Here is a 13,729-nt window from a genome sequence, read left to right on the forward strand (position 1 = left end):
GGTGAAGACGCGCCAGAAGAAGATGACGCCGCCTATGGTCATGATGATGGCGCAGGCAAACACGGCCGGCTCCTGCAGCCAGTCATGGTTCGGGCCTTCCTCCAGCACATATTCCATGCAGCCGAGGAAGGCGGCCATGCCGGCCAGGCCCCACCAGTCGAACTTGGAGAACAGTTTCAGGTTGGGCTTGTCAAAATCGATCAGCGCCCAGGCGGCAGTCGCCACCAGAATGCCGGGCACGACATTGATCAGGAACAGCCAGTGCCAGGACATGGCATGGCTGATATAGCCGCCCACCGTCGGGCCGATCGTCGGCGCCAGCGTCGCCACCAGGCCGATCATCGGCGAGACGACGGCGCGCTTGGAAGGCGGGAAGATGGTGAAGGCGGCCGCGAAGACGCTCGGGATCATGCCGCCGCCGATGAAACCCTGGATGGCGCGGTAGACGATCATCTGGTCGATGTTGGTGGCGGTGGCGGCCAAAGCGCTGGCCGCGGTGAAGCCGGCGGCCGCCGTGGTGAACAGCACGCGCGTCGACAGCATGCGGCTGAGGAAGCCCGACAGCGGGATCATCACCACCTCGGCGATCAGATAGGCGGTCTGCACCCACGGGATCTCGTCGGAGCTGGCGCTGAGGCCCGCCTGGATTTCCGACAGCGAGGCCGAGACGATCTGGATGTCGAGGATCGCCATGAACATGCCGAACACCATCGCCAGGAAGGCGATGACGCGGCGCACAGGCATATGGTCCGCGGGCAGGGCCGGCGCGGCGGCCGCCGGACGTGCGGGCATTGCTCCTGCGGTGATGGTTGCGGTTGCCATGTCATGGCCTCCTTGGGCAATTCTCGAAGACAAGCGCGTGGCGCTCCGGAATTGCGTCGAAACGGATAAAGCAGGCTGGGCGGCTCGGCGCTCGATTGGCCACCGAACCGCCCCCCAATCAGTTGGTCGTCGAGGCCGGCGCGGTGCGGCTGTCGACCGCGACGACGACGCTGAGGCCCGCGCGCAGCTTGCCGGTCTTCAAGACGTCGGCCGGCACGTCGATGCGCACAGGCACGCGCTGCACCACCTTGGTGAAGTTGCCGGTGGCGTTTTCCGGCGGCAGCAACGAGAACACCGCGCCAGAAGCCGGAGCCAGCGAGGAGACCGTGCCTTCGAAGCTCTGGCCGTCGATCGCGTCGACGGTGATGCGGACCTTCTCGCCGGGCACCATGCGGCCGAGCTGCGTCTCCTTGAAGTTGCCGACGATGTAGAGCTTGTCCATCGGCACGACGACGGCGAGCTTCTGGCCGGGGCTGACGAGGTCGCCCTGCTCGACCGAGCGGTTGCCGACGACGCCGTCATAGGGCGCCTTCAGCACGGTGAAGGAGAGGTCACGCTGGGCCTTGTCGCGGGTGAGCTGCAGCGAGGCGAGCGTCGAGGCCGATTCCGCGCGCTGGGCTTCCAGGACGCCGATATTGGCCTGCGCCGCGGCGATCTGCGCATCGGCGCCGACAAGCGCCGCCTTGGCCTGGTCGAGCGCTGTCTGGGCGTCGTCGAGCTGCGCCTGCGTGCCGACATGGGTCTTGAGCAGTTGCGCGGCGCGGTCCTGGGCGCGCGCCGCATTGTCGGCCGCAGCTTGGTCGGCGACCTTCTGCGCCTGAGCCTGCGACAGCGAGGCCTGGGCTGCCTTGGTCTGCGCGTCGATGCGGTCGAGCGTCTTCGCCAGCGTGGCGATCTGCGCTTCGGCCTGGGCGACGGCTATTCTGTAGTCGCCATTGTCGATGACGAACAGCGGATCGCCGGCCTTGACCTGCTGGTTCTCGCTCACCAGCACCTTGTCGATATAACCGGATATTTTCGGCGATACGAACGACATGTCGGCCTGGACATAGGCGTCGTCGGTGGAGATCATGAACCGGCCGTCGGTCCAGTAGTTATAGCCATAGTAGGAACCGGCGCCGAGCAGGGCGAGGCCGATGACCGGCAAAAGGAAAGAGCGCACCGAACGCTTCTTCTTGGCGGGTGCTTCAGCCGCGGGCGCGGCAACCGGAGCGGCGGGCTGGACAGGGATTTCCGGAGCCTCGGTCGACGGTTGGACCTTGGCGTTGGGAAACGTGCGGACTTCGGCGGTGGCGGGCGCGTTGGAGGACATGGGTATCTCTCTGGATGTCAGTCATACTGAACCGTTCGGTTCGAATTGGTGATTGACATAGCGCGGAAAGAGGACCATATCAAGAGGAAATCGAACCGAGTGGTTCGAAATATTTTCAAGGAATGACTTCCATGGTCGACACGACAGCCGATAGCGATCTGCTCGACTTACGCAAGGGCCGTCCGGCAGCCGGGCAGGACCCGGTCAAGCGCGCCCAGATCATCGAAGGCGCCCGCCGCGTCTTCATAGACAAAGGCTTCGAGGCCGCCTCGATGAACGACATCACGCGCGAGGCCGGCGTCTCCAAGGGCACGATCTACGTCTATTTCGAAAACAAGGAAGAGCTGTTCGAGGCTCTCATTGAGGAAGAACGCGGCACCATCTTCAAGAACTTGTATGAGGTGCTCGATCATTTCGAGGACTTGCGCAAGACGCTGGTGAAGTTCGGCATGGCGCTTTCGATCAAGATCACTTCGGCCAAGGTCATCCAGGCCCAGCGCACCGTCGTCGGCGCCGCCGACCGGATTCCCGAGCTTGGCGCGCGTTTCTACGAGCGCGGCCCGAAGCGGGGCCATGACAAGGTCATGGCCTTCCTCAACGAAGCCGTCGCACGCGGCCTGATGCAGATCGACGATGTCGACCTTGCCGCCTATCAGTTCACCGAGCTTTGCCTCGCCGGCCTGTTCCGCCAGTGCATCTTCTCCTATCGCACCAAGGCGCCGAGCCAGGCGGAGATCGAGCACATCGTGAAATCCGGCGTCGACGTCTTCCTCAAGGCCTACGGCACGGAAAAATTCCTCGCCGAGGAACGGGCTTCCGCATCGGCCTGATCGTCGCGGCCCGCGAAGTCCGTTGCGGATAGCGCAAGCCTTGAGAATTCGCGCCCGCGACTTGAAAATTCGCCGTATCGCGGCTGACCTCACGTGCCGTGAAGACCTGTCTGCCGATCTTTTTCAAACGCCGATCGGCATCCTCTGCGGGCGCTTTCGGAAGGACCTGTTAACCATCGCTTTCTATGTCTCGGGAGACGTTCAATCGGCGAGTCTCGAGTATGACATCCATGCGCTTTCCCCGTGCCAATCTCTCCGGCGATTCCGCCCATCAAGGCGACAACGATCACCGCGCGGACGGGCGCCGTGGCGGGGTCTCGCAGCCCCAGGCGCAAGCGGGGCAGGTCGTAGCGTTGCGCGTCGCGCCGGCAGGCGAATCGGAAGCGGCTCGCGCCGCGTCGCTCGATTCAGCCGATGGCGGGGAGTTCGGCCGCCCGGCCTGGCAGGATTACTTCTTCCTTGCGCCCAATGTGCGGTTCACCCGCACACCGGACACCGATCTCGCCAAGCGCGCCACCCCACAGGCTGAAGAGGCCGCGCAGAACAAGGCGCCCGTCCGCGAACCCGTCCGGCCCGCGCCGCCGGCCCCGGCGGCAACCAATTCAGTTCGGACGATTCCTGTGGCGCGAGCCGCAGCGCCGGCGCAAGCCAAACCGGTCATCGCGCCTTCCGCCGCCACGCCCGTCGCTCCCGCTGTGCCGCCTCAGCCCACCGCCGCTCCGGCACAAAAGCCGCGTCCGAGCGGATTGCGCTGGTCCTATCTTTCCGATCACGCCTTCTTCGAATTCGGCATGCCCTTCCTCGCCGAGCGCCTGGCGCGGGCACGCCTGAATGAAGCGGGCCAGACCCCCGCGGCGCCGGCGTCGGCACCCGTCAGGCCGATGCCGGCGCCGGCGGCGCAACCGATGCCGCCCCGCGCCACCTTCATGGGCGAGGCGACATCGTTCTACCGGGTCATCGAGTGGCGCTCCAACGCGGCGGATATAAGCCCTGCTCCGGCGCAGGCACCTTCCCCAGTGGCTGCCCAGCCGGCACCTGCCGAGACCATGCCGGTTGCCGCGCCGGCAAGCGCAAGGACGGCAAGGCAGGCACCCTCCTTGCCCATGGCCGGCGAGGTCGTGCCGTTGTCGGCTTCAGTCGGCTACGAGCTTCCCTCCGAGGAACTCCTGCAAATGCCGCCGGAAGGCCAGGGCTTCTACATGTCGCAGGAGCGGATGGAGCAGAATGCCGATCTGCTTGAGAGCGTGCTGGAGGATTTCGGCGTCAAGGGCGAGATCATCCATGTCCGCCCCGGTCCGGTCGTCACGCTTTACGAGTTCGAGCCGGCGCCGGGCGTGAAATCCAGCCGCGTCATTGGCCTCGCCGACGACATCGCCCGTTCGATGTCGGCGATCTCGGCGCGCGTCGCCGTGGTGCCGGGCCGCAATGTCATCGGCATCGAATTGCCCAACGAGACGCGCGAGACGGTCTATTTCCGCGAGCTGATCGGATCGGCCGGTTTCCGCAACACCTCCTGCAAGCTGGCGCTCGGCCTCGGCAAGACGATCGGCGGCGAACCGGTCATCGCCGAGCTCGCCAAGATGCCGCATCTGCTGGTGGCCGGCACCACCGGCTCGGGTAAGTCGGTCGCCATCAACACCATGATCCTGTCGCTGCTCTACCGGATGAAGCCGGAGGAATGCCGCCTCATCATGGTCGACCCCAAGATGCTCGAGCTCTCCGTCTATGACGGCATCCCGCATCTGCTGACGCCGGTCGTGACGGACCCCAAGAAGGCGGTCACGGCGCTCAAATGGGCGGTGCGCGAGATGGAGGACCGCTATCGCAAGATGGCGCGCCTCGGCGTGCGCAACATCGACGGCTACAACCAGCGTGCGGCAAGCGCCCGCGACAAGGGCGAGGTCGTGACCATGCAGGTACAGGCGGGCTTCGAGAAGGGCACCGGCGAGCCGCTGTTCGAGGAACGCGTGATCGACCTCGCGTCGATGCCCTACATCGTCATCATCGTCGACGAGATGGCCGACCTGATGATGGTGGCCGGCAAGGAGATCGAAGGCGCCATCCAGCGCCTGGCGCAGATGGCGCGCGCCGCCGGCATCCATCTGATCATGGCGACGCAACGCCCCTCGGTCGACGTCATCACCGGCACCATCAAGGCCAATTTCCCCACCCGCATCTCCTTCCAGGTGACCTCCAAGATCGACAGCCGCACGATCCTGGGCGAGCAGGGCGCGGAGCAGCTGCTCGGCCAGGGCGACATGCTGCACATGGCCGGCGGCGGCCGCATCTCGCGCGTGCACGGCCCCTTCGTCTCCGATCTCGAGGTCGAGCATGTCGTGGCGCATCTGAAAGCGCAGGGACGTCCCGAATATCTCGACACCGTCACCGCCGACGAGGAGGAGGCTGAAGAGGCGGCCGATACCGGCCCGGTCTTCGACAAAAGCTCGATCGCCGAGGAGGATGGCGACGCGCTCTTTGAGGAAGCGGTCAAGGTGGTCAAGCGCGACAAGAAATGCTCGACCTCCTACATCCAGCGCCGCCTCGGCGTCGGCTACAACCGCGCCGCCTCGCTGGTCGAGCGCATGGAGAAGGAGGGCCTTGTCGGCGCCCCCAACCATGTCGGCAAGCGCGAGATCCTCACCGGCCGCCGCGATCGCGAGCCGGAACGCGAAGAGACGGATTAACCCTGGCTGATCGGCCTCAGGCGGACGGCGTCAGCCGCCGTTCGCCACCAGAGCGATCGCGGCGCGCAGCTCGTCCAGCCCTGCGGCTTTCTCGGACGAAGTCGCCAGGACCACGGGGAAAGCCGCCGGCCGCTTCTTGATCTTGGCCAGCGTCTCCTCGATCAGCCTCGGCACGCCGGCGGCCTTGATCTTGTCGGTCTTGGTCAGCACCACCTGGTAGGACACCGCCGCCTTGTCGAGCAGGGTCAGCACTTCCTCGTCCTTGGCCTTGATGCCGTGGCGCGCGTCGATCAGCACATAGACGCGCTTCAGCGTCACGCGGCCCTGCAGATATTCGTAGATGAGCTTCGTCCACTCATCGACCTTGTCCTTCGGCGCGCTGGCATAGCCGTAGCCCGGCATGTCGACCAGCGCCATCGGCGGCAGGTCGGCGCCTTCGCCGGAGAACCCGTCCGGCACGAAATAGTTGAGCTCCTGCGTGCGTCCTGGTGTGTTGGAGGTGCGCGCCAGGCCCTTATGGCCGACCAGCGCGTTGATCAGCGACGACTTGCCGACATTGGAGCGGCCGGCGAAGGCGATCTCCGGCGGTCCTTCCGGCGGCAGGAACTTCATCGACGGCACGCCGCGGATGAAGATCCAGCCGCGGGTGAACAGCTCCGGATCGACCGCCATCTTGTCGCTTTTCGTGTTGGGCGCGTTCAAACCGCTGCCTCCATGCTTGCAATGTCGGCGCCGCGGATACCGTTGAGATTGCGGCTGATCTTGTCGACCGGCCAGTCCCACCAGGCCGCCTTCAAAAGCCGCCGCACCGTGAATTCATCGAAGCGCATCTTCACTATCCTTGCCGGATTGCCGGCAACGATCGCATAAGGCGCCACGTCGTGTGTGACAACCGATTTCGCCGCAACGATGGCGCCATTGCCGGTCCTGACGCCCGGCATGGTCACCGCATCCATGCCGATCCACACGTCGTTTTCGACGATGGTGTCGCCGCGGATCTCCTTCGACCAGGTCTCAGGATCGAACCCTTCCTCCCAGCCATGGCCGAAGATGTTGAACGGATAGGTCGAGAAGCCGGACATGGCATGGTTGGCGCCGTTCATGATGAAACGCGCGCCTTCCGCGATGGCGCAGAACTTGCCGATCACCAGCCGGTCGCCGATGAAGTCGTAGTGGTGCAGCACGCATTTTTCGGCGAATTTGTCGGGACCGTCGGGATCGTCGTAGTAGGTGAAGTCGCCGATCTCGATGTTGGGCGACGTCACCAGCGGCTTCAGGAAGCCGACGCGCGGATGCGTCCCAATCGGATGCTTGATGTTGGGATTGGGTCCGCTCATCGCGGTCCCTCCGTGGCTAGAGCAATTCCAGGAAAAGTGTGGGCGGTAAAACAGAGAGACAGTGCGTTCCGGCGCGGTCAACGTCCGATCAAACTAACGTGATCCGCCCGCGGCACCAACCGTTCAGTGGCTGCCGCGGCAGATCACGATCGGGCTGGACAGGGCGCTGTCGAATCCACTGCCCTGATAGACCTGGACGTTCGATGCGCCGGGCGGCAGCGAGAAGCTGCCTTCGACGATTTTCTGGTCGCCGGTCATCGTGTGCAGCGCCCAGCTGAAGGTGCAGAATTGCGGCGGCGCCTTGGGTTGCACGTGGCTGCAGTTGAGCTGCGCACCGCCCAGCATCGCCGCCCCGCCGCAGCTCACCGCGTCCTTCGCCGCGGCCGGAAAAGCGTATCCCATGAGCAGCGCCAGCATGGTGATCTTGAGCCGGTTCATCGTCTTGTCCTTGCCGAAAACCCAAGCCGGTCCGGTCGGGTTCTGGCCTATGCGATATTTTTACCAAGCGCCTTAGTCGGTCTTGCGCTCCGCGTCCAGCGGGATTATGTGCATGATGATAATAAGCATGCTCACGAAAGTTTGTCCACCGGCTCCGAAGTTCTCCCATGCCCTCCTCGCCCAATATCAGCTTCGTGCTGCACGACGTCGCGCGCCTGCTCAGGAAGCGGTTCGAGCAGCGCTCGCGCACCTTTGGGCTGACCCGCGCGCAATGGCAGGTGCTGGCCTATCTTTCGGTGCATGAGGGCATCCACCAGAACAAGCTGGCCGACCTCATCGAGATCATGCCGATCACGCTCGCAAGGTTGCTCGACAAGATGGAAGCGCGCGGCTTCATCGAGCGCCGGCCCGATCCGGCCGACCGCCGGGCGTGGCTCCTCTATCTGACTCCGCAGGCGCATCCGCTGATTGAAGTGATGCGCAGCAACGGCCGGAAAACGCGCGACGAAGCCTTCGCCGGCCTGTCCGCGGGCTCGCAGCAGCAACTGCTGCAAGCCCTTTGCCTGATCAAATCCAATCTGCTCGAGGCCTGCACCCAGCCGGCCGTCGACCGGGAGAAAGTCCATGTCTGAAGGAACCTCACCCAGAAAGCCCGCCGACGGAGAAAATCCCGGCGAAAGGGCAAGCGACCAGGTCATCCGCCTGGACAGCCAGCGCGAGCAAAGGCGCGGCACTAATCCGCCTGTCGTCGAAGATGATGAGCTGGAAGCGCCCGTGGCGCCGGAGCCGGCGACGCTGGAGGCGCCCTCGGCGCAGCCGAAGCCGGCCTCCGTCACAGTAGCTCCGCCCGCTCCCGTCAAGCCGCGCCGCAGCCTGACGCGGCCGATCCTGTTCGCGCTGCTGCCGGTCGCACTGGCGGCCGGCGGCTACTACTATGTCGTCGGCGGCCAGATCATGACCACCGACAACGCCTATATCCAGGCGCAATCGCTCGGCGTGTCGACCGACGTCTCCGGCACCGTCGACGAGATCGATGTGCACGACAACCAGGCGGTGAAGAAGGGCGATGTGCTCTTCCGGCTGCGTCCCGCCTCCTTCGAGACCGCGCTCGCCGGCGCCAAGGCGCAGCTCGGCACCGTGCGCAACCAGGTGCTGACGCTGCAGGCGAGTTACCAGCAGTCGCTGGCCTCGATCGACCAGGTCGAGGCCGACATTCCCTATTACGAGTCGGCCTTCCAGCGTCAGCAGGACCTGCTCAAGACCTCGACCGCTTCCAAGGCAACCTTCGACAGCGCCCAGCACGATCTGATCGCGGCCCGCCAGAAGGTGACCGTCGCCAAGGCGCAGGCGCAGGCGATGCTTGCCCAGCTCGGCGGCGACGCCGGCCAGCCGGTCGAGCAGAACCCGTTCTACCTGCAGGCCCAGTCGGCGGTGGATGATGCGCAGCGCAACCTCAACGATTCCGTCGTCAAGGCGCCGTTCGACGGCATCGTCACCAATGTCGATGCCTTGCAGGTCGGCAAATACCTGCCGGCCTCGCAGCCGGCCTTCAGCCTGGTGTCGTCGACCGACATCTGGATCGCGGCCGAGCCGAAGGAAACCGAGCTCACCTATGTCCGGCCGGGACAGAAGGCGACGATCAGCATCGACGGCTATCCGGGCGAGGTCTGGCACGGCACGGTCGGCTCGATCAGCCCTGCATCGTCGTCCAGCTTCTCGCTGCTGCCTGCGCAGAACACTAGCGGAAACTGGGTCAAGGTCGTGCAGCGCATCCCGATGCGCGTGACGATCGACGATCCGGACGGCAAGCCGCCGCTGCGCGGCGGCATGAGCGCGGTCGTCAGCATCGACACCGGCCATGCTCGCGGCCTGCCGGACTTCATCGCCAACCTCTTCAACCAATCCGGGTCAAAGTCATGACAACGGCTTCCGCGACAGGCGCGCCCGTGGTCGCCAATCGCGGCGCCATCACCGCTTGCGTCATCCTGGCGGTCATCATGCAGGCGCTGGACACCACCATCGCCAATGTCGCGCTGCCCTATATCCAGGGCAGCGTCTCGGCCAGCGCCGACCAGATCAACTGGGTGCTCACCTCTTATATCGTCGCGGCTGCCGTGATGACGCCGCCGTCCGGCTATCTCGCCAATCGCTTCGGCCGCAAGCGCATCCTTCTGGTGGCGATCACCGGCTTCGTCGTCGCTTCGGTGCTGTGCGGCTTTGCCCAGTCGCTGCCGCAGATCGTCGGCTTCCGCCTGCTCCAGGGCCTGTTCGGCGCAGCACTCGTGCCGCTGTCGCAGTCGATCCTGCTCGACATCTACAGCGTCGAGGAGCGCGGCTCGGCCATGGCCCTGTTCGGCGTCTCGGTCATGGTCGGTCCGGTGCTCGGTCCGGTCATCGGCGGCTGGCTGACCGAGAACGTCTCCTGGCGCTGGGTGTTCTACATCAACGTGCCGATCGGCGCGCTGGCCTTTATCGGCGTCTCCATGTTCGTCCAGGAAACCAAGCTCGACTTGAAGGCAAGGCTCGACTGGCTGGGCTTCGGCATGCTCAGCCTCGCCATCGCCTCGCTGCAGATGTTCCTCGACCGCGGCGAGCAGCTCAACTGGTTCTCCTCGGCCGAGATCATCGTCGAGGCGCTGGTCTGCGCGTCGGCCTTCTACATCTTCATCGTCCACACCTTCACCGCGCGCGACACCTTCGTGAACCCGCGGCTGTTCCTCGACCGCAACTTCGCCGTCGGCATGATCTTCATCTTCATCATCGGCATCACCTACCTCGCCTCGCTGGCCCTGATGACGCCCTATCTTCAGACGCTGATGGGCTACCCGGTGGTGACGGCCGGCATCGTCATGGGGCCGCGCGGCCTCGGCACCATGGCCTGCATGTTCCTGGTCGGCCGCCTGGTCGGCAAGGTCGACACACGCTGGCTGCTGTTCATCGGCCTCGCCATCACCGCCTGGGCGATGTACGACATGACCGGCTGGACGCCGGCCGTCTCGCAATGGACGATCATCAGCACCGGCTTCATCCAGGGCGCGGGTCTCGGCTTCCTGTTCGTGCCGCTCACCACTATCACCTTCGCCACGCTGGCGCCGGAGTGGCGCGCGGAAGGCACCGGCCTCTACAACCTGTCGCGCAACATCGGCTCCAGCGTCGGCATCTCGGTGGTCTCGGCGCTTTTGACGCAGAACCAGCAGATCAACCACGCCAACATCGCCACCTATGTGACGCCCTACAATCCGGCCTTCGGCGACCCGGCGATCTCCCAGGCGCTGAGTCCTTACAGCGCCGCCGGCCGCGCCGCGCTCGACGGCCTCGTCACGTTGCAGGCGACGATCATCTCCTATATCGACGACTTCAAGCTGATGATGGTTCTGTCGCTCGCCGCCATCCCGCTGGTGCTTCTGCTGCGCAAGCCCGGCACCCCGGCCAAGGTCGATCATAGCGCGGCCATGGAATAAAAGGACCGGGATCCCGCCGCCCGCGGGACCCCGGCATGCCGCACGACCTCCCAAACACCGGCGTCGCTGCGCCGGAAGTCGCCCGGACTTTTTTTTGGGGAGGACGGGAATCATACGAAGCGGGGGCGGGCGGAGTTTCACCAGCCTCGGACAATTTGCCGAAAATTGTTCCGCCCCGGCGGATCGAGGGCAGTCACGTATGGGTTTATCGGCGAAGGCCAACGCAACGCCGTCATCCTCAGCCACCCGAGGATCTATTCCGTGACCCTTGCCGCGGAGTGTGACGGTGCAGAATTCTGTAACCGTTGCAACGCCTTGGCGTAACGGCATGGATTCCAGGGTCTGCGCGCGTCGCTTCGCTCCTTGCTCCGCCCTGGAATGACGACCGGGGTGTAAGCCACGGCCAATCGCGAATGTTGGCGCTGGCGCTTCTGTCGCCGACGTTGGAGATTGGCCGAAACCCCCGTGACGTCGTCATCCTCGGGCTTGACCCGAGGATCCATTCCGTGACCCTTGCCGTAGAGTGTGACGGTGCAGAATTCTGTAACCGTTGCAACGCCTTAGCGTAACGGCATGGATTCCACGGTCTGCGCGCGTCGCTTCGCTCCTTGCTCCGCCCTGGAATGATGACCGAGCTATTGTCTCTGCAAGTCGCAAAGGTCGGGAGACAACAAAAAACCCCGGCCAAGGCCGGGGTTCTGATTGGAAAGTGAGGATTCCTGCTATTCCGCCGGCGATGGTTTCTTGCGGAACATCGCCGCCAGATTGTCCCACAATTCGATCTTGGCACCCTGGCGCTTCATGATCACGCCCTGCTGCAGGATCGACAGCGTGTTGTTCCAGGCCCAGTAGATGACGAGGCCGGCCGGGAAGGAGCCCATCATGAAGGTGAAGATCACCGGCATCCAGGTGAAGATCGCGGCCTGCGTCGGGTCCGGCGGCGCCGGGTTCATGCGCATCTGCAGGAACATGGTGATGCCCATCACCACCGCCCAGGCGCCCATATGCGGCAGGAAGGCGGGCGCCGCGAAGGGCAGCAGGCCGAACAGGTTGAAGATCGACGTCGGATCGGGCGCCGCAAGGTCGTGGATCCAGCCGAAGAAGGGCGCGTGCCGCATCTCGATGGTGATGTAGAGCACCTTGTAGAGCGAGAAGAAGACCGGGATCTGCAGCGCCACCGGCCAGCAGCCGGCCAGCGGATTGATCTTCTCGGTCTTGTACAACTCCATCATCGCCTGCTGCTGCTTCATCTTGTCGTCCGCGTATTTCTCGCGGATCTCGACCATCTTCGGCTGCACCTTCTTCATGTTCGCCATCGAGGCGTAGGACTTGTTGGCAAGGGGGAAGAAGATCGCCTTGACGATGACGGTGGTGGCGAGGATCGCCAGGCCGAAATTGCCGAAGAATTTGTAGAGCGTGTCGATGAGCCAGAACATCGGCTTGGTGATGAAATAGAACCATCCCCAGTCGATCAGCAGGTCGAACTGGCGGATGTGCCGGTCCTTTTCATAGGCGTTGATGGTCGAGACTTCCTTCGCGCCGGCGAAGATTTCGGACTCGATCGTCGTCGACTGTCCCGGCGCGACGCTGATCGCGTCGGACAGAAAGTCTGACTGATAGCTGTGGCTGTGCGGCCCGTCCTTGAATTCGAAATAGGAGAATTTCGGCTGGAAGGGCTGCTTCTCCGTCGGCACAAGCGTCACGGCCCAGTATTTGTCGGTGATGCCGAGCCAGCCATCGGTCGATTTGCCTGGCTTGACTTCCTTGTCCTTCTCGATGGCCGCGTATTTGTACTCCGTCAGCCCTTCGCTGCCGGTCACGCCGATCAGACCTTCATGCAGCACATAGGTGCTGGCGACGGCCGGTTTGTCGAAACGGGTGACGCGCCCGTAATTGTAGAGCGAGACGGCGGCCGTTCCCGAATTCTGCACCGTGTCGGAAACGGTGAACATATATTCGTTGTCGATAGAGATGGTGCGCTTGAACGTCAGGCCCTTGTCGTTGGTGAAGGTCAGCGTCACCGGCGTCGAGGGCGTCAGCGTCGGATTGCCTTCGACGCTCCACACCGTATCCGCGCCCGGTACAGCGCCGGTCGCATCGTTGCCGACGAAGCCGATCTCGGCGAAATAGCCGTTGGGCAGCGACGACGGGTTGAGCAGCTCGATCTCGGGCGAATTCTTGTCGACCGTCTCGGTATAGTGCTTGAGCTTCAGGTCATCCAGGCGCGCGCCCGTCAGGTTGATCGAGCCTTCGAGGCTTTGCGTGTCGATCTTGACGCGCTTGGTGGCGGCAATGGCCTGGTCGCGGCTGGCGGCGGTCACCGCTTCACCGCCGGGTGCGCCGGGAACGCTGCCGGCCGCCGGGGCCGGCGTTCCGGTCGCGCCGGAATTGGCGCCGCCGCCCGCTTCCTTCTTCTGCGCCTCGACGCGCTGCTGCTCGATGCGGGCCTGCTCGCGCTGCTGCTCCATCTTGGGGTTCATGTAGAACACCTGCCAGAGCGTCAGGATCAACACCGACAGCGCGATGGTGATGAAGAAATTGCGGTTGTTTTCCATCGAAAGCCCTTGGCCTATCGTGCGCCGCGTAGCCGGCGGGAAAGCTCGGCCTTCAACTGGCCGAACGGAGTGGCGAGCACGTCTTCACGCCCGACGATGACATAATCATTGCCGGGCGCCATGTCATCGGCGGCGTGAACGCGCACGGCTTCCCTCAGCCGCCGCCGGACGCGGTTGCGCACCACGGCGTTGCCGACCTTCTTGGTGACGGTGTAGCCGACACGCGGCGCAAGGTCGTCGCCGCGGTCGAGAACTTCAACGAGAAAAAGCCGTCCGCGGCGTTTCTCGCC

The 13,729-nt window shown here is 64.4% G+C and carries 12 protein-coding genes; 5 read left to right on the plus strand and 7 right to left on the minus strand.

Going from position 1 to position 13,729, the window contains the following annotated elements; translation table 11 throughout:
* Positions 1-792, minus strand: a 792-nt coding sequence (locus EOA28_RS08685; protein ID WP_245501498.1) for an MFS transporter, incomplete at its 3' end; no start/stop codon positions are given.
* 148 nt (positions 793-940) lie between these two features.
* Entirely contained in the window at positions 941-2,134 is a 1,194-nt protein-coding gene (locus tag EOA28_RS08690) for an HlyD family secretion protein (protein WP_127249996.1), read from the minus strand.
* Between the two features lie 131 nt (positions 2,135-2,265).
* On the opposite strand from EOA28_RS08690, the gene EOA28_RS08695 reads away from it, so the two are divergent.
* Together EOA28_RS08695 and EOA28_RS08700 are read left to right on the plus strand one after the other, a co-directional pair.
* Entirely contained in the window at positions 2,266-2,964 is a 699-nt protein-coding gene (locus EOA28_RS08695) for a TetR/AcrR family transcriptional regulator (RefSeq protein ID WP_189341983.1), read from the plus strand.
* A 230-nt stretch (positions 2,965-3,194) separates the two neighbouring features.
* Positions 3,195-5,648 (plus strand): DNA translocase FtsK, encoded by a 2,454-nt coding sequence (locus EOA28_RS08700; RefSeq protein WP_128314815.1) that lies wholly within the window; start codon positions 3,195-3,197, stop codon positions 5,646-5,648.
* Between the two features lie 30 nt (positions 5,649-5,678).
* Here the strand turns inward: EOA28_RS08700 and yihA are convergent, their stop codons facing one another.
* From yihA to EOA28_RS08715, 3 genes are all read right to left on the minus strand, one after another.
* The gene (gene yihA, locus EOA28_RS08705; RefSeq protein WP_127250027.1) at positions 5,679-6,320 is read right to left on the minus strand and encodes a ribosome biogenesis GTP-binding protein YihA/YsxC; all 642 of its coding nucleotides are present in this window, start codon (positions 6,318-6,320) and stop codon (positions 5,679-5,681) included.
* A 26-nt stretch (positions 6,321-6,346) separates the two neighbouring features.
* On the minus strand, positions 6,347-6,985 hold the full coding sequence (locus EOA28_RS08710; RefSeq protein ID WP_127249999.1) for a CatB-related O-acetyltransferase: 639 nt from the start codon (positions 6,983-6,985) through the stop codon (positions 6,347-6,349).
* Between the two features lie 123 nt (positions 6,986-7,108).
* Positions 7,109-7,423, minus strand: coding sequence for a hypothetical protein (locus EOA28_RS08715; RefSeq protein WP_127250000.1), 315 nt, complete (start codon positions 7,421-7,423; stop codon positions 7,109-7,111).
* Between the two features lie 167 nt (positions 7,424-7,590).
* On the opposite strand from EOA28_RS08715, the gene EOA28_RS08720 reads away from it, so the two are divergent.
* The 3 genes from EOA28_RS08720 to EOA28_RS08730 are packed head-to-tail and all read left to right on the plus strand — an operon-like array spanning position 7,591 to position 10,884.
* A complete protein-coding gene (locus tag EOA28_RS08720) occupies positions 7,591-8,055 on the plus strand; it encodes a MarR family transcriptional regulator (protein WP_127250001.1) in 465 nt (154 codons plus the stop codon).
* The gene (locus tag EOA28_RS08725; RefSeq protein ID WP_127250002.1) at positions 8,048-9,343 is read left to right on the plus strand and encodes an HlyD family secretion protein; all 1,296 of its coding nucleotides are present in this window, start codon (positions 8,048-8,050) and stop codon (positions 9,341-9,343) included. Before EOA28_RS08720 ends, EOA28_RS08725 begins: the two co-directional genes overlap by 8 nt.
* Positions 9,340-10,884, plus strand: coding sequence for a DHA2 family efflux MFS transporter permease subunit (locus EOA28_RS08730; RefSeq protein ID WP_127250003.1), 1,545 nt, complete (start codon positions 9,340-9,342; stop codon positions 10,882-10,884). Before EOA28_RS08725 ends, EOA28_RS08730 begins: the two co-directional genes overlap by 4 nt.
* A gap of 722 nt (positions 10,885-11,606) precedes the next feature.
* Here the strand turns inward: EOA28_RS08730 and yidC are convergent.
* The gene (gene yidC / locus EOA28_RS08735) at positions 11,607-13,439 is read right to left on the minus strand and encodes a membrane protein insertase YidC (protein ID WP_127250004.1); all 1,833 of its coding nucleotides are present in this window, start codon (positions 13,437-13,439) and stop codon (positions 11,607-11,609) included.
* A gap of 14 nt (positions 13,440-13,453) precedes the next feature.
* Positions 13,454-13,729, minus strand: a 276-nt coding sequence (gene rnpA / locus EOA28_RS08740) for a ribonuclease P protein component (RefSeq protein ID WP_128314816.1), incomplete at its 5' end; no start/stop codon positions are given.

This window comes from Mesorhizobium sp. M2A.F.Ca.ET.067.02.1.1, from assembly GCF_004023285.1.
Taxonomy (GTDB): Bacteria; Pseudomonadota; Alphaproteobacteria; order Rhizobiales; family Rhizobiaceae; genus Mesorhizobium.

Bases quoted from the DNA above. Each gene is read 5' to 3' on its own strand.
- EOA28_RS08695 (WP_189341983.1), top strand. From the start codon at position 2,266: ATGGTCGACACGACAGCCGATAGCGATCTGCTCGACTTACGCAAGGGC.
- EOA28_RS08725 (WP_127250002.1), top strand. From the start codon at position 8,048: ATGTCTGAAGGAACCTCACCCAGAAAGCCCGCCGACGGAGAAAATCCC.
- EOA28_RS08720 (WP_127250001.1), top strand. From the start codon at position 7,591: ATGCCCTCCTCGCCCAATATCAGCTTCGTGCTGCACGACGTCGCGCGC.
- EOA28_RS08690 (WP_127249996.1), bottom strand. From the start codon at position 2,134: ATGTCCTCCAACGCGCCCGCCACCGCCGAAGTCCGCACGTTTCCCAAC.
- EOA28_RS08700 (WP_128314815.1), top strand. From the start codon at position 3,195: ATGCGCTTTCCCCGTGCCAATCTCTCCGGCGATTCCGCCCATCAAGGC.
- EOA28_RS08730 (WP_127250003.1), top strand. From the start codon at position 9,340: ATGACAACGGCTTCCGCGACAGGCGCGCCCGTGGTCGCCAATCGCGGC.
- EOA28_RS08715 (WP_127250000.1), bottom strand. From the start codon at position 7,423: ATGAACCGGCTCAAGATCACCATGCTGGCGCTGCTCATGGGATACGCT.
- EOA28_RS08710 (WP_127249999.1), bottom strand. From the start codon at position 6,985: ATGAGCGGACCCAATCCCAACATCAAGCATCCGATTGGGACGCATCCG.
- yihA (WP_127250027.1), bottom strand. From the start codon at position 6,320: ATGGCGGTCGATCCGGAGCTGTTCACCCGCGGCTGGATCTTCATCCGC.
- yidC (WP_127250004.1), bottom strand. From the start codon at position 13,439: ATGGAAAACAACCGCAATTTCTTCATCACCATCGCGCTGTCGGTGTTG.